Annotated in this window: 30 protein-coding genes; 11 read left to right on the top strand and 19 right to left on the bottom strand. The window is 70.9% G+C overall.

Features of this window, described 5'->3' with window-relative positions; translation table 11 throughout:
• On the bottom strand, nucleotides 1-1116 hold the full coding sequence (locus ACO2TI_RS16940) for an NAD(P)/FAD-dependent oxidoreductase (protein WP_423286121.1): 1116 nt from the start codon (nucleotides 1114-1116) through the stop codon (nucleotides 1-3).
• Between the two features lie 22 nt (nucleotides 1117-1138).
• Between ACO2TI_RS16940 and ACO2TI_RS16935 the strand changes: the two genes are divergently transcribed.
• From ACO2TI_RS16935 to ACO2TI_RS16910, 6 genes are all read left to right on the top strand, one after another.
• Nucleotides 1139-2263 (top strand): YeeE/YedE family protein, encoded by a 1125-nt coding sequence (locus ACO2TI_RS16935; RefSeq protein WP_423286119.1) that lies wholly within the window; start codon nucleotides 1139-1141, stop codon nucleotides 2261-2263.
• 102 nt (nucleotides 2264-2365) lie between these two features.
• Nucleotides 2366-2692 carry a c-type cytochrome gene (locus ACO2TI_RS16930; protein ID WP_423286118.1) on the top strand — a complete coding sequence of 109 codons (327 nt, stop codon included), beginning with the start codon at nucleotides 2366-2368 and terminating at the stop codon, nucleotides 2690-2692.
• Between the two features lie 17 nt (nucleotides 2693-2709).
• Nucleotides 2710-3987, top strand: coding sequence for an FCSD flavin-binding domain-containing protein (locus ACO2TI_RS16925; RefSeq protein ID WP_423286116.1), 1278 nt, complete (start codon nucleotides 2710-2712; stop codon nucleotides 3985-3987).
• Nucleotides 3988-4100: 113 nt separating this feature from the next.
• Nucleotides 4101-4754, top strand: coding sequence for an ArsR/SmtB family transcription factor (locus tag ACO2TI_RS16920; protein ID WP_423286114.1), 654 nt, complete (start codon nucleotides 4101-4103; stop codon nucleotides 4752-4754).
• Between the two features lie 11 nt (nucleotides 4755-4765).
• Nucleotides 4766-5026 (top strand): hypothetical protein, encoded by a 261-nt coding sequence (locus tag ACO2TI_RS16915; RefSeq protein WP_423286112.1) that lies wholly within the window; start codon nucleotides 4766-4768, stop codon nucleotides 5024-5026.
• A gap of 22 nt (nucleotides 5027-5048) precedes the next feature.
• Nucleotides 5049-6326: an MFS transporter gene (locus tag ACO2TI_RS16910; RefSeq protein ID WP_423286110.1), complete on the top strand. Its 1278-nt coding sequence runs from the start codon at nucleotides 5049-5051 to the stop codon at nucleotides 6324-6326.
• A 1-nt stretch (nucleotide 6327) separates the two neighbouring features.
• On the opposite strand, the gene ACO2TI_RS16905 is transcribed toward ACO2TI_RS16910, so the two are convergent.
• Genes ACO2TI_RS16905 through ACO2TI_RS16895 form a run of 3 tightly spaced genes read right to left on the bottom strand, consistent with a single transcriptional unit; the run spans nucleotide 6328 to nucleotide 7693 of the window.
• The gene (locus ACO2TI_RS16905) at nucleotides 6328-6555 is read right to left on the bottom strand and encodes a DUF2798 domain-containing protein (RefSeq protein ID WP_423286109.1); all 228 of its coding nucleotides are present in this window, start codon (nucleotides 6553-6555) and stop codon (nucleotides 6328-6330) included.
• Nucleotides 6552-7148, bottom strand: coding sequence for a flavodoxin family protein (locus tag ACO2TI_RS16900; RefSeq protein WP_423286107.1), 597 nt, complete (start codon nucleotides 7146-7148; stop codon nucleotides 6552-6554). The genes ACO2TI_RS16905 and ACO2TI_RS16900 overlap by 4 nt, the downstream gene beginning before the upstream one ends.
• Before the next feature lie 47 nt (nucleotides 7149-7195).
• Nucleotides 7196-7693, bottom strand: a complete 498-nt coding sequence (locus ACO2TI_RS16895) for a DUF2938 domain-containing protein (RefSeq protein WP_423286105.1) — start codon at nucleotides 7691-7693, stop codon at nucleotides 7196-7198.
• Between the two features lie 82 nt (nucleotides 7694-7775).
• Between ACO2TI_RS16895 and ACO2TI_RS16890 the strand changes: the two genes are divergently transcribed.
• Both ACO2TI_RS16890 and ACO2TI_RS16885 read left to right on the top strand, forming a co-directional pair.
• A complete protein-coding gene (locus ACO2TI_RS16890) occupies nucleotides 7776-8207 on the top strand; it encodes a helix-turn-helix domain-containing protein (RefSeq protein WP_423286103.1) in 432 nt (143 codons plus the stop codon).
• Nucleotides 8204-8443, top strand: coding sequence for a hypothetical protein (locus ACO2TI_RS16885; RefSeq protein WP_423286102.1), 240 nt, complete (start codon nucleotides 8204-8206; stop codon nucleotides 8441-8443). The genes ACO2TI_RS16890 and ACO2TI_RS16885 overlap by 4 nt, the downstream gene beginning before the upstream one ends.
• A 12-nt stretch (nucleotides 8444-8455) precedes the next feature.
• Here ACO2TI_RS16885 and otnI read toward each other — a convergent pair whose 3' ends face one another.
• From otnI to ACO2TI_RS16840, 9 genes are all read right to left on the bottom strand, one after another.
• A complete protein-coding gene (gene otnI, locus ACO2TI_RS16880) occupies nucleotides 8456-9259 on the bottom strand; it encodes a 2-oxo-tetronate isomerase (RefSeq protein ID WP_423286101.1) in 804 nt (267 codons plus the stop codon).
• Between the two features lie 32 nt (nucleotides 9260-9291).
• Complete coding sequence (locus tag ACO2TI_RS16875; protein ID WP_423286099.1) at nucleotides 9292-9951, bottom strand: aldolase; 660 nt, start codon at nucleotides 9949-9951, stop codon at nucleotides 9292-9294.
• A complete protein-coding gene (gene otnK / locus ACO2TI_RS16870; RefSeq protein ID WP_423286097.1) occupies nucleotides 9951-11240 on the bottom strand; it encodes a 3-oxo-tetronate kinase in 1290 nt (429 codons plus the stop codon). The genes ACO2TI_RS16875 and otnK overlap by 1 nt, the downstream gene beginning before the upstream one ends.
• 27 nt (nucleotides 11241-11267) lie before the next feature.
• Entirely contained in the window at nucleotides 11268-12284 is a 1017-nt protein-coding gene (gene denD, locus ACO2TI_RS16865) for a D-erythronate dehydrogenase (RefSeq protein ID WP_423286095.1), read from the bottom strand.
• Nucleotides 12272-13222, bottom strand: coding sequence for an L-threonate dehydrogenase (ltnD, locus tag ACO2TI_RS16860; RefSeq protein WP_423286093.1), 951 nt, complete (start codon nucleotides 13220-13222; stop codon nucleotides 12272-12274). Before ltnD ends, denD begins: the two co-directional genes overlap by 13 nt.
• On the bottom strand, nucleotides 13219-14511 hold the full coding sequence (locus ACO2TI_RS16855; protein WP_423286091.1) for a TRAP transporter large permease: 1293 nt from the start codon (nucleotides 14509-14511) through the stop codon (nucleotides 13219-13221). Before ACO2TI_RS16855 ends, ltnD begins: the two co-directional genes overlap by 4 nt.
• A 2-nt stretch (nucleotides 14512-14513) precedes the next feature.
• Nucleotides 14514-15026, bottom strand: a complete 513-nt coding sequence (locus ACO2TI_RS16850; RefSeq protein ID WP_423286089.1) for a TRAP transporter small permease — start codon at nucleotides 15024-15026, stop codon at nucleotides 14514-14516.
• 22 nt (nucleotides 15027-15048) lie between these two features.
• On the bottom strand, nucleotides 15049-16062 hold the full coding sequence (locus tag ACO2TI_RS16845) for a TRAP transporter substrate-binding protein (protein ID WP_423286087.1): 1014 nt from the start codon (nucleotides 16060-16062) through the stop codon (nucleotides 15049-15051).
• A gap of 160 nt (nucleotides 16063-16222) precedes the next feature.
• Complete coding sequence (locus ACO2TI_RS16840) at nucleotides 16223-17080, bottom strand: FadR/GntR family transcriptional regulator (protein WP_423286085.1); 858 nt, start codon at nucleotides 17078-17080, stop codon at nucleotides 16223-16225.
• A gap of 313 nt (nucleotides 17081-17393) precedes the next feature.
• On the opposite strand from ACO2TI_RS16840, the gene ACO2TI_RS16835 reads away from it, so the two are divergent.
• The 3 genes from ACO2TI_RS16835 to ACO2TI_RS16825 all read left to right on the top strand — a co-directional run bounded on the left by ACO2TI_RS16835 (nucleotide 17394) and on the right by ACO2TI_RS16825 (nucleotide 20413).
• Nucleotides 17394-18596 carry an aminotransferase class III-fold pyridoxal phosphate-dependent enzyme gene (locus ACO2TI_RS16835; protein ID WP_423286083.1) on the top strand — a complete coding sequence of 401 codons (1203 nt, stop codon included), beginning with the start codon at nucleotides 17394-17396 and terminating at the stop codon, nucleotides 18594-18596.
• A gap of 84 nt (nucleotides 18597-18680) precedes the next feature.
• The gene (locus tag ACO2TI_RS16830) at nucleotides 18681-19466 is read left to right on the top strand and encodes a quinoprotein dehydrogenase-associated SoxYZ-like carrier (protein ID WP_423286081.1); all 786 of its coding nucleotides are present in this window, start codon (nucleotides 18681-18683) and stop codon (nucleotides 19464-19466) included.
• The gene (locus tag ACO2TI_RS16825; protein WP_423286079.1) at nucleotides 19463-20413 is read left to right on the top strand and encodes a quinoprotein relay system zinc metallohydrolase 1; all 951 of its coding nucleotides are present in this window, start codon (nucleotides 19463-19465) and stop codon (nucleotides 20411-20413) included. Before ACO2TI_RS16830 ends, ACO2TI_RS16825 begins: the two co-directional genes overlap by 4 nt.
• Here the strand turns inward: ACO2TI_RS16825 and ACO2TI_RS16820 are convergent.
• The 6 genes from ACO2TI_RS16820 to ACO2TI_RS16795 all read right to left on the bottom strand — a co-directional run bounded on the left by ACO2TI_RS16820 (nucleotide 20410) and on the right by ACO2TI_RS16795 (nucleotide 25801).
• A complete protein-coding gene (locus ACO2TI_RS16820; protein WP_423286077.1) occupies nucleotides 20410-21624 on the bottom strand; it encodes a type II toxin-antitoxin system HipA family toxin in 1215 nt (404 codons plus the stop codon). The two genes, ACO2TI_RS16825 and ACO2TI_RS16820, sit on opposite strands and share 4 nt — an antisense overlap.
• Entirely contained in the window at nucleotides 21617-21871 is a 255-nt protein-coding gene (locus tag ACO2TI_RS16815; protein WP_423286076.1) for a helix-turn-helix domain-containing protein, read from the bottom strand. The genes ACO2TI_RS16820 and ACO2TI_RS16815 overlap by 8 nt, the downstream gene beginning before the upstream one ends.
• A 60-nt stretch (nucleotides 21872-21931) precedes the next feature.
• Nucleotides 21932-22231, bottom strand: coding sequence for a hypothetical protein (locus tag ACO2TI_RS16810; RefSeq protein WP_423286074.1), 300 nt, complete (start codon nucleotides 22229-22231; stop codon nucleotides 21932-21934).
• Between the two features lie 19 nt (nucleotides 22232-22250).
• A complete protein-coding gene (gene thiS, locus ACO2TI_RS16805) occupies nucleotides 22251-22505 on the bottom strand; it encodes a sulfur carrier protein ThiS (RefSeq protein ID WP_423286382.1) in 255 nt (84 codons plus the stop codon).
• Between the two features lie 46 nt (nucleotides 22506-22551).
• Nucleotides 22552-23829, bottom strand: a complete 1278-nt coding sequence (locus ACO2TI_RS16800) for an NAD(P)/FAD-dependent oxidoreductase (protein ID WP_423286072.1) — start codon at nucleotides 23827-23829, stop codon at nucleotides 22552-22554.
• A 124-nt stretch (nucleotides 23830-23953) separates the two neighbouring features.
• Nucleotides 23954-25801, bottom strand: coding sequence for an aldehyde ferredoxin oxidoreductase family protein (locus ACO2TI_RS16795; RefSeq protein WP_423286070.1), 1848 nt, complete (start codon nucleotides 25799-25801; stop codon nucleotides 23954-23956).
• Between the last annotated feature and the right edge of the window lie 22 nt (nucleotides 25802-25823).

Raw genomic sequence — 25823 nt, 5'->3', positions numbered from 1 at the left:
CTACAGCAGCGCGGCAACATGCGCGCCAATCGCCAGGCACGAGGTCAGCCCGGGCGACTCGATGCCCAGCAGGTGCACCAGCCCGGGCCAGCCGTGCGCGGCGGGGCCGTCGATGCGAAAGTCCTGCGACGGCGCCTCGGGTCCGCCCAGCTTGGGCCGCACACCGCTGTAGTCGGGCTGCAGCGCGCCTTCGGGCAGGCCGGGCCACCAGCGGCGGATCGCTGATTCAAAGCTTGCTGCACGAGCGGGATCGACGCGCCAGTCGATCGGCTCGTGCGCGTCGATCCACTGCACGTCGGGGCCGAAGCGCGCGCGGCCGGCGAGGTCGAGCGTGAGATGCACACCCAGGCCGCCGGCCTCGGGCAGCGGATAGATCAGGCGCGAGAACGGGGCCTTGCCGGCGAGCGAGAAGTAGTTGCCCTTGGCGAGCTGGGCTGGCGGTGCGGGCAGCGCGTAGCCGGCCGCCTTCGCGCCGCAGGCGCGCGCCAGCGCCAAGGCGCCGAGCCCCGCGGCGTTGACGACGACCTCGGCCGCCAGCTCGGTGCCGGCGGCCATGACCACGTGGCGCCCTTGCGGCCCTGCTCCCGGCAGCACGCGCTCGACCGCCGACGCGAAGGCGACCGCGCCGCCGGCATGCTCCAGGTCGCCTTGCAGCGCGAGCATCAGGCCGTGCGTGTCGACGATGCCGGTCGACGGCGAGCGCAGTGCGGCGTGGGCGGCCAGTTGGGGTTCGAGCTCGCGCAGCGCGTCGCGCTCCAGCCATTCGAGATCGGGCACGCCGTTGGCCGCCGCCTGCGCCTGCACCCCGCGCAAGGCGTCGAGCTGCGCCGGCTGCGTTGCGACGACCAGCTTGCCTAAAGCGCGGTGCTCGACGCCGCGCTCGCGGCAATAGGCATAGAGGGCGTGCTTGCCGGCCACGCACAGGCGCGCCTTCAGCGAGCCGCCCGGGTAGTAGAGGCCGGCGTGGATGACCTCGCTGCTGCGCGAACTCACGCCGGTGCCGACGGCGCCCTCGGCCTCGAGCACGACGCATTCGCGCCCCGTTTGCGCGATCGCGCGAGCCACCGCAAGGCCCACCACGCCGGCGCCGATCACCACCGCATCGATGCTGTCCATGCAGCGAGGCTAGCATCGACGCATGGACCAGGAACTCGCGTCACTGCAGCACACCGTCAACCTCGTGCTCGCGCTCGGCTTCGCGATCGGCCTGGCCTTCGGCGCCGTCGCGCAGCACACGCGCTTTTGCACGATGGGCGCGATCGCCGACCGCATCAACTTCGGCGACGGCACGCGCCTGCGCCAGTGGGTGCTCGCCGCCGTCGTCGCGCTGCTGGGCACGCAGGCGCTCATCGCCGCGGGCACGCTCGATCTCTCGGCCTCGTTCTACGTCGGCGCGAAGCTGACCTGGTTGTCGCATCTGCTGGGCGGCACGCTGTTCGGCTTCGGCATGGTGCTGGCGTCGGGCTGCGGCTCGCGCAATCTGGTGCGCGCCGGCGCCGGCAGCCTGAAGGCGGTGGTCGTCGTGCTGGTGCTGGGCCTGGCGGCGCAGATGACGATGCGCGGCGCCTTCGCGCCGCTGCGCGTGGAGACACTGGACGCGGTGGCGCTCACGCTCGCCGGCCCGCAGGACCTGCCGAGCTGGCTGGCGCGCGCGACGACGGCATCGGCCGGCCTGTGGCGCGTCGCGCTGGCGGCGCTCGTCGCTGTCGCGGCGGGCGTGTGGCTCTGGCGCGATGCCGCCTTTCGCGGCGACCGCGCCGCGCAGCTCGGCGGCGCGGCGATCGGCCTGCTGGTCGTGGCGGCGTGGTGGTCCACCGCGCGACTGGGCTTCGTGCCCGAGCATCCGCAGACCCTCGAACCCGCCTGGCCCGCCACCGACTCGCGCCGGCCCGAGGCGATGAGCTTCGTCGCGCCGGTGGCCAACACGCTGACCCTGCTGACGCTGTGGAGCGACAAGGGCACGACGCTGAGCTTCGCGATCGCGCTGGTGCTCGGCGTGCCGCTGGGCAGCGCCGCGGTGGCGCTGGCCACGCGCAGCTTCCGCTGGGAAGGCTTTCGCGACGCAGGCGACCTCTCGCATCACCTGGTCGGTGCCGTGCTGATGGGCTTTGGCGGCGTCACTGCCCTGGGCTGCACGGTGGGGCAGGGTCTGTCCGGCCTCTCGCTGATGGCGCCGGGTGCGGCGCTCGCGTGCGCCGGATTCGGCATCGGCGCCGCGCTCGCGCTGCGCTACCAGGCCTGGCGCATCGAGCGGGAAGCCTGAATCGGGGGGCCGCATAAGCTCATGCGGCCAATGCCGATGACGGCAGGCTGACGCGGTGACATCATCGGCGCCACCTCGAACGACCACCCCAGAGGAGACGCCATGCACCGCACGGGACTTTCGTGGGCCGCGGCGAGCCTGGCCGCCGCGCTGAGCACCGCGCCGGCCGCCGCGCAGACCGGCCCGGACACCCTCTACCTGCGCAGCCTCGCGGCCACCTGCGCGAACTGCCACGGCACCGACGGGGCCGCGGCGCCCGGCGGGCCGATGTACCGGCTGGCCGGCCTGAAGGCCGAGTTCATCACCGAGCAGCTGCAGGCCTTTCGCGACGGCAAGCGCCCCGCGACCGTGATGCACCAGCTGGCCAAAGGCTACAGCGACGAGCAGATCGCGGCGCTCGCGGCGTACTTCGCCGCGCAGGCCAAGTGAGCAAGGGAGGACGCGCCATGATTCAACGTCGTCAACTCGTTCAAGGCGCCGGCGCGCTCGGCGCCTTGGGTGCGCTCGGCGCGCTCGGCGGCTGCGCCACCGCGAGCATCCCGACCAGCGCCAAGGTGGTGGTGGTGGGCGGCGGCTACGGCGGCGCCACCGCGGCCAAGTACGTGCGGCACTTCTCGGACTACCGCATCGACGTCGTGCTGATCGAGCCCAACCCGACGTTCGTCTCCTGCCCGATCAGCAACCTGGTGGTCAGCGGCACGCGCCAGATGGCCGACATCACCACGCCCTACGACGGCCTCGAGAAGCGCGGCGTCAAGCTCGTGCGCGACCGCGTGACGAGCGTGGACCCGAAGGCCAGGACCGTCACGCTGGCCGGCGGCGCGTCGATCCGCTACGACAAGCTCGTGCTCTCGCCGGGCGTGGACCTCAACTTCGACGCGATCGAAGGCCTGCGCGCCGCCCACGACAGCGGGCGCATCCTGCAGGCCTGGAAGGCCGGCCCCGAGACCGTGGCGCTGCGCAAGCAGCTCGAAGCCATGCCCGACGGCGGCGTCTACGCGATCACCGTCCCCGAAGCGCCCTACCGCTGCCCGCCCGGCCCCTACGAGCGCGCGAGCGTGGTGGCCGACTACTTCAAGCATGCCAAGCCGAAGAGCAAGGTGCTGATCCTCGACGCCAACCCCGACGTCACCTCCAAGGGGCCGCTGTTCAAGAAGGCCTGGGCCGAGCTGTACCCCGGCATGGTCGAGTTCCGCGGCCAGCACAAGGTCACCGCGGTCAGCGGCAACACGATCAAGTTCGAGGTGCAGGAGGACGTGAAGGCCGACGTGCTCAACGTGCTGCCGCCGATGCGCGCCGGCCAGATCGCCGTGCAGACCGGCCTGGCCAACGCCAACGCGCGCTGGTGCCACGTGGACTGGCTGAGCTTCGAGTCCACCGCCGCGAAGGACATCCACGTGCTCGGCGACTCGCTTCAGATCGCGCCGCTGATGCCCAAGAGCGGCCACATGGCGAATTCGCACGCCAAGGTCGCGGCGGCAGCCATCGTCGCGCAGCTCTCGGGTTGGCCGGTCAATCCGAAACCGATGCTGACCAACACCTGCTACAGCTTCGTGAGCGCCGAGCAGGTCATCCATGTGGCGAGCGTGCACGCCTACGACGCCGCCGAGAAGACCTTCAAGACGGTGGCGGGCTCGGGCGGCGTCTCGGCCCAGCGCTCGGAGCAGGAAGCGGGCTACGCGATGGGCTGGGCACGCAACATCTGGAACGACGCATTGACCTGAAGCCTCGCTGCGCGGGCGCGAACGCCACCTTCGGGTGGCGTTCTTCATGGCGTCTCGCGATGGATCGGACGCCGGGCGTTGGCAAACATTCCAATGATCCCTAGACTATTCGTATGAGAGCACTGAAGAACGAGCTGTACGAGCAGGTGGCGCGCATCGGCAAGGCGATGGCCAGCCCGAAGCGGCTCGAGCTCGTCGAGCTGCTGTGCCAGGGCGAGATGACGGTCGAGACACTGGCGGCCCAGGCCGACATCAGCGTCAAACTCGCCAGTGCCCATCTCAAGGAGCTTCGCCTGGCGCGGCTGGTCGAGACGCGAAAGGAAGGCAAGTACGTTTCGTACCGCCTGGCCGGCACCGGCGTCGCCGACCTGTGGGTCAGCCTGCGCAACGCGGCCGAGGAGCGCCTGGTCGAGCTGCGCATCGCGCTGGCGTCGATCGCCGAGCACGGTGACGAGCTGAAAGGCGTCGACCGCGCGGAGATCCTGCGCCGCGCGGCCTCGGGTGAGATCGTCGTGCTCGACGTGCGCCCGCCGGCGGAGTTCGAGGCGGCGCACCTGCCGCACGCGCGTTCGCTGCCGCTGGTCGAGATCCGCAGGCGGCTGGGCGAGCTGGCCAAGGACTTGCCCATCGTCGCGTACTGCCGCGGCCCGTTCTGCCTGATGGCCAAGGACGCGGTCGAACTGCTGCGCAAGAAGGGCTACCGGGCGTTCCACCTGAGCGACGGTGTCGCCGAGTGGCGAGCGCGCGGCCTGCCGCTGGCCTCGTAGCCGCAACGACCATGTTCTTCCGCCAACGCGCCGCCGCGAACGCATCGCTGTCCCACCTCTTCGGCTGCGCGGGCCACCGGGCCGGCGGCGCCTGCGGCGCGGGCCTGTCGGGCAAGCCGGCGTCCACCATCGGCTTCGAAAAGCGCTTCAACCCGATGCACTCGATGTCCAGGGAGGCGTTCATGCGCCGACGGATCGCCGACATCCCGGCGCCGCCGGCCGACATGGCGCGCTTCCTCGAGGCCAAGCTGCGCGGCCCGGCCCGCGACTGAGCCGGCGCGAACGAGTCCGCCCGTGAAGTTCGGCATCCGCGCCAACCTGGGCCAGTTCCTGCAGCAGCTGCTGCAGGTGCTGCTCGTGGGCATGACGATCGGCATGACGCGCAACGTCGTGCCGGCGCTGGCCGAGGCCGAGTTCGGCGTGCCGCGCGGGTCGTTCCTGCTGCTGGTGGCCTTCGTGGTCGCGTTCGGCTTCGTCAAGGGCGCAATGAACTTCGCGGCCGGTCGGCTGGCCGATCGCATCGGCCGACAGCGCGTGCTGCTGGCGGGCTGGCTGGTCGCACTGCCGATCCCGGCGCTGGTGTACTTCGCTGCGAGCTGGTCGTGGATCGTTGCCGCGACCGTGCTGCTGGGCGTCAACCAGGGCCTCGCCTGGTCGATGACGCAGACGGCCAAGCTCGATTTCACGCGCGCCGACCAGCGCGGGCTGGTGATCGGACTGAACGAGTTCTCGGGCTACGTCGGCGTGGCCACCGCCGGCGTTGCGACCGGCTATCTGGCCGCCTTGCTCGGGCCGCGCGAGGGCCTGTTGTGGTTCGGCGGCGCCGTCATCGGCCTGGGCACGCTGTTGTCGGCGCTGGCCGTCGAGGAGACCCTGCCATGGGCGCGCGACGAAGTGAAGCATCACGCCGTCGCAGCGACGCCCGCGCTGCGACCGCGCTACGCGAAGGCGGCGAGCGATTGGCCGACGACCGCGGAGGTCTTCGCGCTGATGAGCTGGCGCGACCGCCGCATGGCCGCGCTGTGCCAGGCCGGCCTGGTCGAGAAGTTCGTCGACGCACTGGTGTGGGCCTTCTGGCCCGTCTACCTGCACCAGCAGGGCATCGACCTGCCGGGCATCGGTTGGATCGTCGGCGTCTACGGCTTCAGCTGGGGCGGCGCGCAGTTCTTCACCGGCAGGCTCTCCGACCGGCTCGGCCGCCACCGGCTGAACGCCTGGGGCATGTGGGTCTGCGGCGCCGGCGTCGCGCTGATGCCGCTGGGCCGCGGCGCAGCCTGGTGGAGCGCCTGCGCGGCGGTCGCCGGACTGGGCATGGCCATGCTCTACCCCAACCTCAGCGCCGCCGTCGCGGACATCGCGCCCCCGAGCTGGCGCGCCTCGGCGATCGGCATCTACCGCTTCTGGCGCGACCTGGGCTACGGCATCGGCGCGCTCGGACTGGGCGCGGCGGCGGCGATCGGGGGGCGGCTCGAGAGCGCGTTCTGGTTCGTCGCGATCTCGATGGCCGTGTCCGGCGCGATCGTCCATCGCTGGGGCGAAGAAACGCATCCCCGGCTCAATCCGGCCATCTGAGTCAAGGCGCCTCGACGAGCCGCGCGACGAGCCGGCGCGCCAGCGGCGCCACGATCAAGACGATCGGAAACGCGACCATCCACGCCGCGAGCCACGCGCTCAGCCACAAGCCCGCGAAGTCTGCCCCCAGGCCGGCAGCCCGCCAGGTCGAGATGCCCGACACCACGAAGGACATCAGCCCGGAGAGGATGAGGCCGAACAGCGCCGGCGCGAACCGGGCCGGGATCATTGGACCGCCTGCGGCATCGCGCGCTCGGCCCGCGAGGCCAGCCGGTTCAGCGCTTCGGCGAAGTTCCAGCCGAACATCCTGGCCGTCTTGACGTCGCCCGGCGCGAACGAGTCCGCCGGGGCCGCGTGGCCGGCCTGCGCCATCAGGCCCGACCACGAACCCAGCCGGTTGGCGGCCTCGTCGTACGGGACGCCGCGGTGCTGCTGCGGGATGATCGGATTGCCGACCCAGATCATCCCGTGCTGCATCGCGAAGGTGAACATCGACAGCAGCGTCGACTGCTTGTCCCCGGCGGGCAATGAAGACACCGTGAAGCCCGACGCGAGCCGGCCCTTGAGCCGCTGGTCCCGCCACAGCCGGCCGGTCGAGTCCATGAAGGCCTTGAACGGCGCCGACACGCCGCCCAGGTAGGTCGGTGAACCGAGGATCAGGCCTTCGAACGCCAGCAGCGCCTCGGGGGCGTCGGCCAACGCCTGGGCCTCGAGCAGGTGCACGTCGGTGTGAGGCGCGCTCTGCGCGCCCGCGACGACATGCCGGGCAATGTGCTCGGTGTGGCCGTGGGCGCTGTGGTAGATGACGGCGAGCTTCTTCATCGCTTTCGATTCCGGTTGAGGTGATGGGCTGCCCGGCACGCGCTTCGTCAGTGCCAGAGCCAGGCGATCGACGCGGCCGACAAGTACAGGCCGGCGCCGAAGACGCAGTGGTTGATCAGGCTGCGCAGGCAGTTGCGCGCCGGCGTGGCCGTCTTCGACGACGCGAAGCCCGCACCCATGGCCGGCTGCAGGACGAGCAGCGGCGCGGCCACCGTGCCGATGCCCACGCACAGCGCCGGCAGCGGCGTCGGCGCCTTGGCCCATTCGAGCCCGAAGGCAGCGACCAGCACGCCGGCAAAGGCGACGCCGACGGCGTAGTGAACCAGCCATCCCAAGGCCAGCTCCCCCCTGACAGGCGCGGCCCGGCCGATGGCCTGGTGCGTCCACTTGCCGCCCAGCCCGTGCCCGAGCCAACGGCCGATCAGGGCGAAGTCCAGCGTCGGCACGCCCAGCCGCTTCAACAGCACGAGCCACAGATCCATGAGCGCCGTGGCGCCGATGCCGATGAGCGCGATGCGGGCGCCGTCTTGCAGGAACGAGAGCATGACTTGTGTCTCCGGTTGACCGATGAACCACTCGCGGTCACTATAGAAGTTCAAGTCAACTTGAGGTCAAGAGGTTTCTGCCATGGACATCGCGGAAGTCGCCAAGCGCTCGGGCGTGCCCGCCTCGACGCTGCGCTACTACGAGGAAAAGGGCCTGATCGCCTCGATCGGCCGGCAGGGCGCGCGGCGCCGCTTCGCGCCGGGCATCCTGGATCAGCTGGCGCTGATCTCGCTGGGGCAGGCGGCCGGCTTCAGCCTGGACGAGATCGGCACGATGTTCTCGCCCGACGGCCGGCCGAGCATCGACCGGCAGATGCTCATCGCCAAGGCCGACGAGCTCGATGCCCTGGTGAAGCGGCTCAAGGCCATGAGCTCCGGCCTGCGGCACGCGGCGGTCTGCCCGGCGCCCAGCCACGCCGAGTGCCCGACCTTCCGGCGCCTGCTGCGGGCGGCGGCAGCCAGCACAATGGCACGGGCGGCGCATCGGCACCGTCATTCGAAGGAAAGCGCGTGAAGACCTACGACATCGATGTGCAGCGCCTCAAGTCGGTGCGGCACGACCACCACGGCGTGATCGAACTCGCCGCCGACATCGCCGTGCTGCCGCGCTCGGCGCGCGACGAGGACGCCTCGAGCAGCACGCTTCGCGTGCCGGTGGAGCACGCGCGCACCTTGCTGCTGCTGCTCAAGCAGCAGCTCGCCGAACTCGACAAGCTGCAGCCGCGCAGCCGTCGTTCCGGGCGAGCCTGAAGCCGCGCTGGCTCAGCGCCGCATCCAGCCCAGTCCCGCCGACGTGGCCCCCGGCGCGGTGCCGCGCGCAGGGCGGTACTCGCAGCCGATCCAGCCCGACCAGCCGCCGTTGGCCGAGAGTTCGTCGATCACCGCGAACAGGTAGTCGTGGTTGAGCTCGCCGATGTCGGGCTCGTTGCGCATCGGCACGCCCGCGATCTGGATGTGGCCGACGCGGCCCGTGGGCAGGTACCGGCGCAGCTTCATCGCGACGTCGCCCTCGACGATCTGGCAGTGGTACAGGTCCATCTGCACCTTGAGGTTGGGCGCGCCGATGGCCTGCACGATGCGGTGCGCCTCGTCCTGCCGGTTCAGGAAGTAGCCGGGCACGTCGCGCGGGTTGATCGGCTCGATCAGCAGCTCGCGGCCGGCGGCGCGCGCCTGCTCGGCGGCCCAGGCGAGGTTGGCCTCGTAGGTGGCCTGCAGCGCGGCGCGATCGGTGCCGGCCGGCGCCAGGCCGGCCATCACGTGGATGCGCGGGCAGCGCAGGACGTCGGCGTAATGCAGCGCCTGCGCGATGCCGGCGCGGAACTCGGCCTCGCGCCCGGGCAGGCAGGCGAGGCCGCGTTCGCCTGAGTCCCAGTCGCCCGGCGGCGCGTTGAACAGCACCTGCTCGAGGCCGTGCTCGCGCAGCCGCGCGGCCAGCACGTCGGCCTCGAAGGCATAGGGGAACAGGTACTCGACGGCATGAAAGCCATCCGCCGCGGCGGCGGCAAAGCGGTCGAGGAAGGCGTGCTCGTTGTAGAGCATGCTCAGGTTGGCGGCGAAGCGTGGCATGGCGGGTCGCGTGAAAGGCAAGTCGGTTCGGGTCACCAGTGCGCGCCGAAGGCCTGGCGCAGCTCGTCGATCTGTGCGGCGCCGAGCGCCGTGGCGCTGCGGCCGGTTTGCAGCCACAGCTTCGCGGTTTCCTCCAGCTCCTCGAGCACCGCGCTCGCTTGCGCCGGCGTTCGGTGCCAGACCACCGGCCCCAGCCGCTCCAGCATCACGCCGCGGATCGGCGCACCCACCGAGCGCGACCGCGCGATCAGCGCGGCGACCTGCTCGGCCACCGCCGGATCGCCGGGCCGATGGTAGGCAACCAGCGGCACGTGGCCGACCTTCATCACGTAGTACGGCGTGATCGGCGGCACGATGTCCTCGGCCGACCACACGCCGGCCAGCGTCAGCGCGACGAGATGCGTCGCGTGCGTGTGCAGCACGCAGCCGGCCTCGGGATCCGCTTCGTAGATGCGCCGGTGCAGCGCCAGCGTCTTGGAGGCGCGCTCGCCGGCGATCTGCGTGCCGTCGGGCTCGATCACGGCCAGGCGATCGGGCTGCAACGTGCCGAGGCAGGCATCGGTCGGCGTGATCACGAAGCCGCCGCCCGGCCGGCGCGCGCTGATGTTGCCGGCGCTCGCATGCACGTAGCCGCGCGCGAACAACGACGCGCCGACGCGGCAGATCTCCTCGCGCAGCGTGGCGTCGTCCATCAGGGCCGCCCCTCGAGCATCGCGAACGACTTGGCGAAGAAGTCGGTCGCACCGAAGTTGCCCGACTTCAGCGCGAGGTGCACCGTCGCGCCGCCGCCGGCCGTGGTGGCCGCCGCGGTCCACGGCACACCGGGATCGATCTGCGCGCCGATCGCCATGCGCTGCACGCCCAGCGCCTGCACGACCGCACCCGAGGTCTCGCCGCCGGCGACGACGAGCTGGCGCACGCCGGCGTCGACCAGCCCGCGCGCGATGCCGGCCAGCGTGCGCTCGACCAGCTCGCCGGCCTGCGCGACGCCCAGTCTTGCCTGCACCGCCTTCACCGCCTCGGGCTGCGCGGTCGCGTAGACCAGCACCGGGCCCTCCGACAGCCGCGCCTTCGCCCAGGCCAGCGCCTGGCCGGCCACGTCTTCGCCCGCGGCCACCGCGATCGGATCGACCGCGAACGCCGCCCCGCCCTGCTGCCGCCATTGCAGCACCTGCGCATTGGTCGCGACCGAGCAGCTGCCGCTGACGATGGCGCGCAGGCCATCGGCCGGCGGCAGCGCGGCGGCGGCCGGGTTCGCGGCGACGCCCCAGTTGGCGGGCAGGCCGATCGCGATGCCCGAGCCGGCGGTGACCAGCGGCATCCCGGCCAGCGCCTGGCCGATGCAGTGCAGGTCGGCGTCGGCGATCGCGTCGACGATCGCGACGCCCACGCCCTCGGCGCGCAGCGCCTCGAAGCGCTGTCGCAGCGCAGCCGCCCCCGCGGCAACGACCTCGTGCGCGACCAGCGCGACGCGTCGCTTCGTCTGCGCCTGCAGCACGCGCACGAGGTTGGCATCGGTCATCGGCGTCAGCGGATGCTGGCGCATGCCGCTGTCCGAGAGCAGCACGTCGCCGACGAACAGATGGCCCTTGAAGATCGTGCGGCCGTTGAGCGGAAAAGCCGGGCAGGCGATCGTGAAGCCGCGGCCCTCGCCTTCCAGCGCGTCGAGCAGCGCGTCGATCACCGGACCGATGTTGCCGGCCGGCGTCGAGTCGAAGGTCGAGCAGTACTTGAAGTAGACCTGCTCGACGCCTTGGCGCTGCAGCCAGCGCAGCGCGTCGAGCGACTGCCTGACCGCTTCGGCGGCATCGACCGTGCGCGACTTCAGCGCGACGACGATCGCGTCGGCATCCAGCACCTCGTCGGTCTGCGGCACGCCGATCGTCTGCACGCTGCGCATGCCGCTGCGCACGAGGTTGTTGGCGAGGTCGGTCGCGCCGGTGAAATCGTCGGCGATGCAGCCGAGCAGCGGGCGGCTCATGTCATTCCTTGCTGGGAGACGGATCGATCAGGCGTCGCGCAGCGGGCGCTGCAACGCGTCGGGGTGGTCGGCCGCGTAGGCGCGGATCAGCGCCTCGACCGATGCGTCCGGCGCGAGTCCGAGCGCCTTCGCGCGCGTGCCGGCAAAGCGCGCCGGCCAGCCGCCGACGATCGCGGCGATGCGCGCGTCCGGCTGCCAGTCGAGCCGCGACGCGGCCTCGTCGCCGGCCACGCGCGCGAGCGCCTGCGCGATCTCGCCGGCCGTGGTCGACAGCGCCGGCAGATTGACCGCGGTGGCGGGCCCCCAGGCATCGGCGCTCGCTTCGAGCGCACGCAGCAGGCCCGCGACCGTGTTGCCGGGCGAGGCAAGTGCGACGCGCGTCTCGGGGCTGACCGGCACCACGCAGCGCGCGCCGGCGAGCGGCTCGCGCACCATGCCGCTGAGAAAGCCCGAGGCCGCACCGTTCGGGCGGCCCGGCCGCACCGCCACCGTCATCAGCCGCACGTTGCGCCCACGCACGAGGCCGCGCCGATCGAAGTCGGCAACCAGCTGCTCGACGGCGAACTTCTGCACGCCGTAGCTGCTGCGCGGCACGGGCAGGTCATCGTCCTCGATCGTCTCGGGCAGCGACCGCCCGGGCGCCGCGCCGAACACCGCGACCGAGCTGGCAAACACGAACACCGGCGCGCGCCCCGCATGCCGCGCCGCCTGCAGCAGCGCGAGGCTGGCCTCGAGGTTGCTGCGCAAGCCCAGATCGAGGTCGGCCTCGCATTCGGCGCTGACCGCGGCGGCAAGATGCACCACCGCGTCGATGTCGTCCAGCGCAAGCCGGCCATCGCGCAGCAGCGCGGCGAGATCGCCGGTCACTGCGCTCACGCGCGCGTCGGCGAGCAGGTCGGCCGGCGGCGGCGCGAGATCGGTCAGGCGCAGCTCGGTGATCTCGGCCGCGGCGGCGCCGGCGAGCGCGAGTCGGCCCGTCTTCAGCAGCGTGCGCGCGAGCCGCGCGCCCAGAAAGCCGCTGCCGCCGGTGATCAGGACGCGCATGGCGCCTCCTTCGCGGCGGCAGCCTGCGGCAGCGTGATGCCCGGAAAGATCTTGATCACCGCCGAGTCGTCCTGCTTGGCGAAGCCGGCGGTCGAGGCCTGCATGAACATCTGGTGCGCGGTGGCCGACAACGGCAGCGGAAACTTGCTCGCGCGCGCGGTGTCGAGCACCAGCCCCAGGTCCTTGACGAAGATGTCGACGGCCGACAGCGGCGTGTAGTCGCCGGCCAGCACGTGGGCCATGCGGTTCTCGAACATCCAGCTGTTGCCGGCGCTGTGCGTGATGACCTCGTAGAGGTCGGCCGCGTCGACGCCCTCGCGCAGGCCGAGTGCCATCGCCTCGGCCGCCGCGGCGATGTGCACGCCGGCGAGCAGCTGGTTGATGATCTTGACCTTGCTGCCATTGCCCGCGCGATCGCCGAGGCGATAGACCTTGGCGGCCATCGCTTCGAGCGTGCCGCCGGCCTTGGCATAGGCCTCGGGGCGGCCGGCGGTCATCATCGTCATCTGGCCCGAGGCGGCCTTGGCGGCACCGCCGGAGATCGGCGCATCGAGGTAGAGCAGGCCGCGCTCGGCCAGTCGCTCCTCGAGCTGCACCGACCAGTTCGGGTCGACCGTCGAGCACATCACGAACAGGCTGCCCGGCTTCATCGCCGCGGCCGCGCCTTGCTCGCCGAACAGCACCTGCTCGGTCTGCGCCGCGTTGACGACGACGCTGATCACGATCTCGCAGGCCGCCGCCAGCTCGGCCGGCGTCGCGCAGGCGATGCCGCCTTCGGCCGCGAAGGCCTGCGCAGCCTCGGCGCGCACGTCGCAAACGTGGACGGCGTAGCCGGCGCGGCGCAGCGACGCGGCCATGCCGCGGCCCATCGCGCCCAGGCCGATCACGCCGACCTTGATGTGGGAGTGATTGCTCATGGAGGTCTCTTGGGAAGTCACTTGAAGCCGAGCGCGCGCGGCGCCCAGGTGCTGAGCGCCGGCACCAGCGTCAGCAGCACGAGGATCAGGCCGTGGGCCACGAGGAAGGGCTTGAGCTCGCGCGTCAGCCGCGCCAGCGGCACCTTGGAGACGTTGGAGGTGACGAACAGGAGCCCGCCCACCGGCGGCGTGATCATCCCGAGCGTCAGGTTGTAGATCACGATCATCGCGAAGTGGATCGGCTCGATGCCCAGCTTCGCGGCCACCGGCGCGAGGATGGGCACCAGCACCATCACGCCCGGCAACGGCTCGATGAAGATGCCGAACAGCAGCAGGAACACGTTCACCGCGAGCAGGAAGCCGAGCGGCGAGAACTGCTGCTGGGTCATCCATTCCGCCAGCTTGAGCGGCAGGCCGTCGACGGTGAGCACCCACGCGAAGGCGTTGGAGGTGCCGATGATCAGCAGCACCGAGGCGGTCAGCAGCGCCGAGCGCGACAGGATGTCCGGCAGCGCCGACCACTGCAGCGTGCGGTAGACCCACTTGCCGCACACCAGCGCGTAGAACACCGCGACCACCGAGGCCTCGGTCGGCGTGAACCAGCCGGCGCGCATGCCGCCGAGGATCAGCACCGGCAGCATCAGCGCCGGCAGGGCCTTCCAGCTCACCGTGAGCTTGTCGCGCCAGGTCGCGGTGTCGGGTTCGCCGCGGTAGTTGCGGCGCGTCGAGATCCACCAGTTGACCGCGCACATGCCGGCCGCGATCAGGATGCCGGGCACGAAGCCGGCGACGAACAGCGCGCCGACCGAGACGCTCTCGTCCTGCAGCGCGTAGATGATCATGATGATCGACGGCGGGATGATCGGCCCGACGATCGCCGTCGCGGCGGTCAGCGCGGCGGCGTAGGCGCGGTCGTAGCCCGCCTTGTCCATCATCCTGATCATCATCGAGCCGGGGCCGGCGGCGTCGGCCAGCGCCGAGCCCGAGATGCCCGAGAAGAAGGTCAGCGAGACGACGTTGGTGTAGCCGAGGCCGCCGCGACGGTGGCCGACGAACTGCGCCGCGAAGCGCAGCAGCACCTCGGTCAGCGAGCCGCCGCTCATCAGCTCGGCCGCGAGGATGAAGAACGGCACCGCCATCAGCGGGAAGCTGTCGATGCCTTCGTAGGTCTGCTTCAGCAGAACGAACAGCGGGTAGTCGGCGCCGAGCAGCAGCGCGGCGAGCACGGCCGCGCCGAGCGCGAAGGCAACCGGCAGGCCGAGCGCGAGGAAGCCGCAGCCCGACAGCAGCAAGATGGCACTGAGGCTCATGATCAGAGAGAGGCGCTGGCGTTGGCGTCGAAATGGGCGTCGGCAGCGAAGCTGCGCTCGGCGATGTAGCCGCGCACGATGAACAGCCAATGCGCCACCAGCAGCACGCTGCCGACCGGGATTGCGGCGTAGACCCAGGCCATCGAGATCTGGGTCGTCGGCGTGGTCTGGTACTGCGCGCGCTCGGCGTACATCACGCCGTAGACGGCCATGAAGACGAAGAAGCCGAGCAGCAGCAGCGCGATCAGCCAGCGCAGCGCGCGGGCCGCGCCGCGCGGCAGCGCGTCTTGCAGGTTGTCGACCGCGATGTGGCCGCCGTAGCGCAGCACTGGGCCGGCGCCGAGGAAGGTCAGCCACACCATCAGGTAGCGCGCCACCTCCTCGGCCCATTCGATCGACGCGCTGGTGGTGTAGCGCAGCACGACGTTGGCGAAGATGATCAGCGCCATCGCCGCGAGCAGCACGATCAGCGCCGCCCGGTTGACCCGCATCAGGGCCTTCTCGAACGCATCCATGATCCGGCCCCGCGCGCGGCGCTTACTTGACGGCCTGGATCGCGGCGACGCGCTCGGCGCCGAACTCCTTGGCGTAGCTCGCGTACGGGCCCTTCAGCGCGTCGCGGAAGCTCGCGCTGTTGACGTTGCGCACGACCTGCATGCCGTCCTTCTCGAGCTGGGCGATGCCGTTGGCCTCGTCGTCGTTGACCTTCTTGCGCGTCGCCGCGACGCTCTTGGCGGCCGCGTCGGCGAAGACCTTCTTGTCGGCGTCGGAGAGCTTGTTGTACACGCGCGGGCTGGTGAGGATCAGCGCCGGCGAGTAGACGTGGCCGGTCAGCGAGAGGTGCTTTTGCACCTGCGAGAACTTCGACGCCAGGATCACCGGGATCGGGTTCTCCTGGCCATCGACCACGCCTTGCTGCAGCGCGCCGAACACCTCGGGAAAGGCCATCGGCGTGGGCAGGATGCCGAAGGCGCGGTAGCCCTCCATGTGGACCTTGTTCTCCATCGTGCGCAGCTTCAGGCCGGCGGCGTCCGAGGCGTTGACGATCGGGCGCTTGTTGTTGGTCATATGGCGAAAGCCGTTCTCGCTCCAGGCCAGCGCGACGAGGCCGTGCGACGGGAACTTGGCCAGCAGGTCCTGGCCGATCTTGCCGTCCAGCACCTTGCGCGCGTGGTCGTAGTCGCGAAACAGGAAGGGCACGTCGACGATCTTGATCTCGGGCACGAAGTTGCCCACCGGCCCCGTCGAGGTGATCACGAGATCCTGCGTGCCCAGCTGCACCGCCTCGACCTCCTCGCGCTCGCCGCCGAGCGCGCTGGCCGGATAGACCTGGCACTTGATGCGGCCTTGCGTGCCCTTGTCGATCTCCTCGCAGAAGACGTGGGCGCCGACGTCGTAGTGCGAGCCCTTGGCCAGCACGTGGCCGAGCTTGAGCACGGTCTGCGCCTGGGCCGGCGCGGCCAGGCCGAGCGCGGCGGCAGTCACGGCGCCGAGCAGGAGGGCGGGCAGTTTCGAAGGCAGATTCGCGAGGACGTGCGAGGTGGCGGGCATCGATGTCTCCGGGTCTAGGTCTGGTCGGCACAACCGGCAGTTCGCTCAGAAGCTGTCATGTTGTCGGACAAATTTTGGTTCAGTCCCGCGCGTTTGCCGATCAGGGAATTCCCATGGAAAGGGGCCGATCCGACGAACGGCGGCCGCCTCCGCGGCCGAGCTACCGCGCCGAAGGCCGCCGGGCGGCGCGGCGCCTCGAGGCAGCCGGCGCCTCCAGCAGCTCGGGCGCGCCCAGCTCGGCGCGCAAGCGGTCGGCCAGCTGCCGGCCCTGCGCGGCCCAGAAGGCCGGGTCGGCCTGGCCGATGCGTCGCGCGGCATTGACCATGTGCAGCGTGCCGGCGCGGCGCGCCGCGGCCACGTCGCCGGCCTCGATCGCGTCGACGATCGCGGCATGCTCGTCGCGCACCTCTTGCTCGAGGTCGTCGCGCGTCGCCTCGTTGGCGCGCGTGACGCGCGTCGCGTCGAGCAGGAAGCGGTTCAGGTAGGCCAGCGTCGCGAGCAGGAAGGGGTTGCGCGCGGCCTGCGCGATCGCGACATGCAGCGCGACGTCTTCGGCCACGCCGTCGCCGCCGGCCGCCACGGCATCGTCGAGCGCCTGCATCGCGGCCTTGATCTGCCGCATCGACTGCGGCGTGCGCCGCGCCGCGGCCAGCGCTGCCGACTCGGCCTCGAGCGCGCGCCTGACCTCGACCATGCGGATCACCGCCTCGACCGAGCCGTCGGGCTCGAGCACGAGTTTCTCCAGCGCCGCCGGCGCTTCGCGCACGAAGGCGCCCGAGCCCTGGCGACTCTCGACCAGGCCCAGAGTCTTCAACCGCTGCAACGCCTCGCGCACGACCGCGCGGCTGACGCCGAAGCGCTCGACCAGCGCGCCCTCGGTGGGCAGCTTCTGGCCCGGCTGCCACTGGCCGTCGCGGATGCCGACCGCCAGCGCGTCGGCCAATTGCTCGGACAGCCGCGCACCGACCTTCACGGCCGGCATCGCCGCGATCGAAAACGAAGGCTCGTCGAGGGCCATGGGCTTGGACTTGTGGGTGCTGTTCCACTTGCGACTGTAAGCCCCGTGGCATGCCCGGGTCGTCGGGGGCGCCCCTTGCTGCGCTATCCTCGCCGCCGTGAACGCCCAACGCGCCCTGCGACGACTCTCATCCCGACGACTGCGTCGAGAGGACTCGTAGCGCCCGGCTGAACCCGAAAGCCGTTCACACCCGATGAAGGCCACGAGACTCTCCTCGTGGCCTTTGTCGTTTGTGCGCGCACATTGCCTGACGCCCTGGGCCCGCGGCGAGTCTTCGAAGGCCTTCGTGATCCCCACCACGAAGGAACCGACGATGACGCTTGCCCTGCACACTCCCCCGCCCAAGCTCGACGCGCTGATGAACGTCGCGCGCCGTCCCGATGCCGTGTTCACCCATGGCCACGGCAGCTGGCTGCACGACAGCCAGGGCCGCCGCTACCTGGACCTCGTGCAAGGCTGGGCCGTCAACACGCTGGGCCATGCGCCGCCCCAGATCGCCGCCGCGCTGGCCGCGCAAAGCCAGCGCCTGCTGCAGCCCGGGCCTGGCTTCTTCAACGACCGCGCGGCCGAGCTCGCGTCGCGCCTGGCCGCGCTCAGCGGCCTCGATCGCGTGTTCTTCACCAGCAGCGGCGCCGAGGCCAACGAAGGCGCGATCAAGCTGGCGCGCAAGTTTGGCCAGGTGCATCGCGGCGGCGCGCACGAGATCGTCACCTTCGAGAACGCCTTCCACGGCCGCACGCTGGCCACCATGAGCGCCAGCGGCAAGCCCGGCTTCGACCGGCTGTTCGCGCCCCAGGTGCCGGGCTTTCCGAAGGCGCGGCTGAACGATCTGGACAGCGTGCGCGCGCTGATCGGGCCGCAGACGGTGGCGGTGATGCTCGAGCCCATCCAGGGCGAGGCCGGCGTGATCGAGGCGACGCCCGGGTTCATGCAGGCGCTGCGCGCGCTGTGCGACGAGCGCGGGCTGCTGCTGATCCTCGACGAGGTGCAGACCGGCGTCGGGCGCACCGGCACGCTGTGGGGCTTCGAGGCCGCGGGCGTCAAGCCGGACGTGATGACGCTCGGCAAGGGCCTCGGCGGCGGCGTGCCGATCGGCGCGCTGCTCGCGCGCGAGGCGGTGTGCTGCTTCGAGCCGGGCGACCAGGGCGGCACCTACTGCGGCAATCCGCTGATGTGCGCGGTGGCGCTGGCGGTGCTGGATGCCGTCACCGGAGCGGGTTTCCTGGACGCGGTGGCCGCGCGCAGCGCGCAGCTGCGCGAGGGGCTGGACGCGATCGCGCGCCGGCTCGGCAGCCCGCCGGTCGTGGGCCGCGGCCTGCTGCTGGCGCTGGAGCTGCCCGGCGACGACGCGGCGACGCGGCTCGCATCGACGCTGATCGCGCGCGCCGACGAGGCCGAGCCCGGGCTGCTGGTGAACGCGGTGCGGCCGCGCCGCCTGCGCTTCATGCCGGCGCTCAATGTCGAGGCCGCCGAACTGGCGTCGGCGCTGGCGATGCTCGACGCGGCGGTGAGCTGAGCGGCAGGCGCTGCTTCAGGCTGGAGCAGCGCTGCGGACTTCCCCGCACTTCAACGGCGGCGGCCCTGGCGCTAGCGTGGCGGCATGCATCGTCGTCAGTGTCTTATCGCGCTGTGCCTCGCGGCGCCGCCGTTCGCGGCGAGCGCCCAGGCCGCTGCCGATCCGTTCGAGGGCGATCCGTTCGCGTCGCACCCCTGGCCCGACATTCGCCGCGAGTTCCTCGGCCGCGACGCGCAGGTGGTGTGGGATGCGCGCGTGCGCGTGCAAGGGCCGCTCACCGCCGACGACCCGATGAACGTGCCGATCGGCGTGCGCGTCGACCCGGCGCTCGGGCGCGTCGAGGAGATCGTGGTGCTGGTCGACCGCAACCCGATCCGCAAGGTGCTGGCCTACGAGCCGCGCGAGGCGGCCCTGCCGTCGCTGGCGTTTCGCTTCAAGCTCGAGCAGGCCTCGCCGGTGCGCGCGGCGGCGCGCACGGCCGACGGGCGATGGCATGTGGGCGGCACCTGGGTCGAGTCGGCCGGCGGCGGCTGCACCGTCGCCGGTGCGACGCGGCAAGACGGCTCGTGGTCGCGCACGCTGGGCGAGATCAGCGCGCGGTTGTTCGGCTCGGTGCCTGGCGAGTCGCGCCTGCGGCTGCGCGTGATGCACCCGATGGACACCGGCCTGGTCGCCGGCATCCCGGCCTTCTACCTGAACCGGTTGTCGCTGCGCGACGCCGGCGGGCGCGAGCTCGCTCGGCTGCAATGCTTCGAGCCGGTCAGCGAGAACCCGGTGTTCAGCTTCGACTTCGCCGCGCTGCCGCCGGGCGGCGTGCGCATCGTCGCGAGCGACAACAACGGCAACCGCTTTCGCGGCGAGGCCCGATGAGGCGCGCGCTCGCGATCTGGCTGCTGGCCGCGACGGCCTTGCGCCCTGCCCTCGCGGCCGACGCGGCGACGCTCGACTACCGGCTCGCGGCGCGCTCGCTCGCGCCCGGCGTGTGGGTGGTCGAAGGCGCCAACGCCGACTTCGCGCCGGCCAACGGCTGCAACATCATCAACACCGGCTTCATCGCCACCGGCGCCGGCGTGGTGGTCGTCAACACCGGCCCGAGCCGACGCTACGGCGAGCAACTGCGCGCGCTGATCGCGCGCACGACGGGCGAGCCGGTGGTGCAGGTGCTGCAGCTCAACCTGCACCCCGACTACTTCCTCGGCAACCAGGCCTTCGCCGACGTGCCGCGCACGGCGAGCGCGACCACGCGCGAAGGCGTTGCGCGCGAGGCCGCGGCCTACGAGACCAATCTCTATCGCCTGTGCGGCGAGTGGATGAAGGGCACGCAGGCGCTCGCGCCCGACGCGACGCTCGACACCTCGGCCGGCCGCGGCATGCTGCGCGTCGGCGAGCGCGAGCTCGAGTGGCATGCGCTGGCCGGCCACACCGCCAGCGACCTGGTGCTCGTCGATCGCGCGAGCGGCGTGGCCTTCGTCGGCGGCCTGGTGTTCCACGAGCGCGTGCCGACCACGCCGCATGCCGACGTGGCCGCGTGGCTCGCATCGCTGAACGCGCTCGACGCGCTCAAGCCCACCGCGGTCGTGCCCAGCCATGGGCCGGTGAGCGCCGGTGCCGCCGGCATCGCGCAGACGCGCCGCTACCTGCAGTGGCTCGACGCGCAGTTCACGCAGTGGGCCGAGCAAGGGCTGGACATCCACGAGGTGCTGCGCGCGCCGGTGCCCGACGAGTTCCGCGCCTGGGCCGCGTTCGCGAGCGAGTACCCGCGCAACGTCTCGCACCTGTACCCGCGGTACGAGCAGCGCGCGCTGGGCCGGCATTAGGGCCGCGCGAACGTGCCCTTGAACAGCGCCAGGTTCTTCTCGAGCGCGCGGCGCAGACCGGGCACTTCGTCCGCCAACGCGCGATGGGCCTTCAGCGTGGCGTGAAGCGCATCCATCAGCTCGATCACGCGCGCCTGTGCGCGCTTCTTCGCGATGCCGCAGTGCTTGACCGCGAACTCGAGCAGCCTGATCCGCGACGAGAACAGCGTCTTGTCGTGTCCCAGCCGCAGCGCCAGCGCATCGTCGGGCAGATAGCAGGTCGTGTTGACGATGTCGTAGGCGGGCGCGAGTGCGACCGCGTCCGACTCCGGGTCGGCATAGAGCAGGCCGAAGTTCTTCAGGTGCGCGTCGCCGTTGCCGAGCAGACAGGACATCGCGACCATGTCGAACAGCTGCGCCAGCGATGGCGCCACCTTGGCCGGCGAGCACAGCGCACGGATCAGCTTGGCAACGCCCTCATAGCTGCCCTGGTACTTCTGCTCGGCACTCAAGCCAGCCAGCGCCGCCATGTCCTCGAAGCCCAGCGCCGTGCCGTCGGCCAGCCGGTCGAAGCGGCGCATCACGAACAGGCTGCGGTCGTCGGAGAGAAAGAACTCGGGCGTCGGGATGCCGGCCGCGGCGACCGCCGACATGCACAGGTACTCGTTGATCGCCAAGCCGGGATAGATGTTCAGGCCCGACTTGACGATGAGATCGTTGGTCAGCCCGACGGCCTTGTCGCGCGCGGCACTGCGCGATCGGGCCGGGGCCTCGGGCACCAGCACCTTGGGCTGTACGCCGCTCACCGCGGTGCGGCTGAGGTAGCGCTCGACCAGGCTGTCAAACAGGCCTTCGGCGCCCCGGTAGGCCAAGATGTCGGCCAGGCGTTCACCCCCGGCGGTTGCGGGGGAGATGTCCGCCTGGGTACCGATGCGCAAGCGGCCGATCGGCTCGGCTGCGCCCATCATCGCCAGCAGCACCAGCGGGTCGGTTCCGGTGGTCTTGGCCAGGCGCAGCCGCAGCTGATCGAGGACATAGCCCTCAGGCAGATTCATCTGGAAGACCGGATGCAGCGTCGGCCAATCGTAGGCCGCCAGCCGCACCGGCATCACCAGCGAGATCGCTTCGCGCGGCGTGGCCTGCACCGAGTAGGCAAACAGGTACAGCGCCTCGTGGCTCAACACGCCGGCCAGGCCCGTGGGCGTTCGCACGTAAAGACGCGGCTCACTCATCGAGGAAGCCCTTCATGTCCTCCAGCGTCGGACGGCGCGCCGCCACCGTGCCCAGGTCGAGCCCGAGCGCGGCCGCGACCCTCGCATAGGCGAGCGCCGACACCGTCGGGCGGCCCGCCTCGACATGCAGCACCTTCAGCCGGGGCAAGCCGGCGCGCGCGGCGACCTCGGCCTGCGTGAGGCCTTGCTGCAAGCGCCGGGTGCGAAGCTGTGCGCCCAGGCGTTCCAGAAGCGATTCGGCATCCATGAATGTATCCAATACGATGCTTTCCGTTCAGAATGCATTGTATTCGATACTCGCCGATTCCTAGCCGCCACCACGCTGCAGCCGCAGGTCGAAGCCGCGCATGAACTCGCGGCGCGCTTCGACGGGCACGCCGTCGAATGCGAAGCGCACGCCCAGCCGCGGCAGCCGCATCAGCGCGATGCGCCTTGGCGGCAATACGGTCCATGCAATGTCGAGCCGGCCCGCGCCGATGCGCACCACCAGCGCGGCGGCAGCCATCTCGAGCGGGAGTCCCTGTGTCGCACCCGGCATCCAGCCCAGCCACTCGGCCTCGGTGCAGCCGTATTCGCGCTCGAAGCGCTCGCGCTCCTCGATGCGCATCGCGGCCCGGCCCGCCGGCTCAGCCGCCGGCGATGGGCGGCCAGATCGCCAGCACGTCGCCTTCGATCAGCGCGCGCGTGGCGCGGTCGGCCGGCGCGATGTAGTGGCCGTTGACCAGCACCAGGTGCACGAGCTTGGGCGGCAGGTTGAACGGCGCAATGACCTGCTCGATCGTCGCGCCCTCGGCGACGTCGAGTTCGAGCACGTTGCCGCGGCGCTTGTCGGCGGGCAGGTAATCCGAGAGGCTGGCGTAGAGCTTGAAGACGATGTGCATCGTGGCGGATGCTGCCACGCCAGCAGCGAGGGCATCGACCACCGGTTCAGGCGTGAGCATGGGCATGGACATGCTGCGCCTGCGCGCTGGCGAGGTAGGCGGCCATCAGCAGCGTCGGGTCGTCGAGCAGCTTGTCCTTCCACTCGCCGAGGTGCACGCCGCCTTCGACCAGGCCGCGCATCACGCCGACGTGCTGCGTCCAGCCGACCGCGTTGCAGCCGACCAGCCGGTCGTCCTCGAACTGCAGGCTCAGGTGGCGCCCGCCGGTGCGCGCGTCCGGCTCGGTGAGCTCGACGTGCTGGCCGCCCGGCACGCCTTCCCAATTGCCGAAGCTCGCGGAGATGAGGCCCAGCGTGTCGAGCACGTTGATCTGCGTCACGCCCTTGAGCTCGGCGCGCTGCCCGACCATGTTGAGCGCGGCCACGCGCGCCTGCTCGGCGGCGTTGGGCTGGATCGCGCTGACGATGGTCTTGCCGCTGACCTTGTCGAAGGCCTCGGCGCAATCGCCCGCCGCGTAGACGCCCGGCACGCTGGTCTGCAGATGCTCGTCGGTCAGCACGCCGACCAGGCACTTGACGCCGCTGTCCTTGAGAAAGCCGATGTTGGGCTTGACGCCGGTGGCGCTGATCACGAGATCGGCATCGAGCACCGCGCCGTCGGACAGCCGCACCTTCATCGCCTGCGAGGCATCGCGCTCGATCGCCTCGACGCGCGCGCCGGTGTGCACCTCGACGCCCTGGGCCTGGCACCACGACTTGATCATGCCGCCGGCCGTCGGGCCCATCATGCGCGGCACCATGCGGTCGCCCATCTCGACCACGCTCAGCTTCACGCCGCGCGCGGCCAGCGCCTCCATGATGATGCAGCCGATGAAGCCGGCGCCCATCTGCACGACGCGCGCGCCGGGCTGGGCGAGCGCGGCGATCGCGCGTGCGTCGGCCAGCGTCCAGCACGAGTGCACGCCGGGCCCGGCGATGCCGGGAATCGGCGGCGTGGCAGGAGACGAACCGGTGGCGATCAGCAGGCGGTCGTAGCTCTGGATGCTGCCGTCGTCGAGTTCGACCGTGCACGCGGCGGTGTCGAGCTTCACCGCGCGGCCGCGCACGAGCTCGATGCGCAGGCGGTCGTAGTGGTCGCCGGCGTGGCGCAGGTGCGTGCCTTCCTCGCCGATGTTGCCGATCAGCAGGTAGGGGATCGCCATGCGCGAATAAGGCGCCTCCGGCTCGTCGCCGACGACGACGATCTCGTCGTCAGGCGCGTGCTTGCGGATCGTCTCGGCTGCGATCACGCCGGCCGGGCCGGCGCCGAGGATCAGATGTTTCATCTCAGAGAAGCCTCGCTTTGCTCCCTCTCCCGCGAGCGGGAGAGGGTTGGGGTGAGGGTCTGGCCAGGCCTCTCCGAGCCCTCACCCCTGCCCTCTCCCGCACGCGGGAGAGGGAGTGGTTTCATCACAAGCCGAGCCGTGCCCGCGTCTCCGGCTTCAACGTGCCGTCCGCATTCCAGCCGCGCACCTCGTAGTACTTGGGCAGCATCTCGGGCAGCTTGTTCACCAGGCCCTTGGCCGGACCGGTCTTGGCCGGCTCGGTCAGCAGCCGCTTGGGCAGCGTGTCGTCCTTGGCCGTGAAGCCGGCGCGGTTGTTGTAGTCGCGCTCCATGTTCCAGATGCGCTCGCCGATCTCATTCATCTTCTCGAGCGTGTACTCCGGCCCGCAGGCCGCGGCCACCTGCGGCGCCACGTCTTCCAGCGTCCAGGCAAAGCTCGTGAAGATGCAGATGCCGGCGGCGTCGAACGCGGCGGTGGCGTCCTGGAAGGCCTTCACCAGCTCGGGCTTGCCGTCGGCGGTGAGCGGGTCGGTCTTGACCGGGATGCCCATCACCTCGGAGGCCACGGTGTAGCCGCGCAGGTGGCAGGCGCCGCGGTTGCTGGTGGCATAGGCCAGGCCCATGCCCTGGATGCCGCGGCTGTCGTAGGCCGGGAACTCCTGGCCCTTGACGCTCATCGTCAGGTCGGGATGACCGTACTTGGCGGTCAGGCGCTTGCTGCCCAGGCCGATCTCCTTGCCGAAGCCCTGCGCCTTGCCGGTGATCTCGGCAAAGTAGGTCAGCGCCTGCGCCGAACCGAACGGCGCCTCGATGCCGAGCTGCTCCTTGGTGAGCACGCCCATCTCGTAGAGCTCCATCACCGCGCCCACGGTCGCGCCGAAGCTGATCGGGTCGTAGCCGTGCTCGTTGCACATCAGGTTGGCGAACTGCAGCGCCTCGAGGTCGTTGACGCCGTTGGCCGCGCCCAGCGCCCAGGCGGCCTCGTACTCGAGGCCGCCGCTCGCGCCCCAGTACTCGGGACGGTTCTGCACGCTGTAGTGGCCCTGGTCCATCTTGCTGATGCGCCCGCACGCGATCGTGCAGCCGAAGCAGGCCTGGTTGGTCACGAGGTGCTTCTTGCCGTCGCTGGCGCGCGGCGTGGCCATCGCCTCGGCCGAGATGTCCTTGGCGCCTTCGAACTGCACGTCGCGATGGTTGCGCGTCGGCAGCGCGCCCACTTCATTGATCACGTTCATCAGCACCTGCGTGCCGTAGGTGGGCAGGCCCTGGCCCGTGACCGCGTTGTCGTGCAGGATCTTCTTCTTCTCGTAGGTGACCTTCATGAAGGCCTTGGGGTCGGCAAAGTTGCCCACGCCCTTGGTGCCGCGCACCGCAATCGCCTTGAGGTTCTTCGAGCCGGCCACCGCGCCCACGCCCGAGCGGCCCGCCGCACGGTGCAGGTCGTTGACGATGCAGGCGAACAGCACCTGGTTCTCGCCCGCCTCGCCGATGCTGCTGATGCGCAGCAGCGGATCCTGGTGCGATTTCTTCAGCTCCTCCTCGGTCTGCCAGACGGTCTTGCCCCAGAGGTGGCCCGCGTCGCGCAGCTCGACGACGTCGTCGTTGATATAGAGGTACACCGGCTTGGGCGACTTGCCCTCGAAGATGACCATGTCCCAGCCGGCCATCTTGAGCTCGGCGCCCCAGTAGCCGCCCGAGTTGCTGCAGGCGATCGCGCCGGTCAGCGGGCCCTTGGTCACCACGGTGTAGCGCCCGCCGGTGCTCGCCATCGTGCCGGTGAGCGGCCCGGTCGACCAGATCAGCTTGTTCTCGGGCGACAGCGGGTCGAGCTTGGGGTCGGTCTCCTCGACGAAGTACTTGGTCGCGAGGCCGCGCGAGCCGAGGTACTGGCGCGCCCAGTCCATGCGCAGCGGCTCCGGCTTGACGGTGCCTTCGGTGAGGTTGACGCGCAGAATCTTTCCAGCCCAGGACATGGTGCTTCTCCTTAAGCTCTTG

The sequence above is a fragment of the Caldimonas sp. KR1-144 genome (assembly GCF_049446155.1).
GTDB lineage: Bacteria > Pseudomonadota > Gammaproteobacteria > Burkholderiales > Burkholderiaceae_C > Rivibacter.
This window is presented reverse-complemented; position numbering and strand designations above follow the sequence as displayed.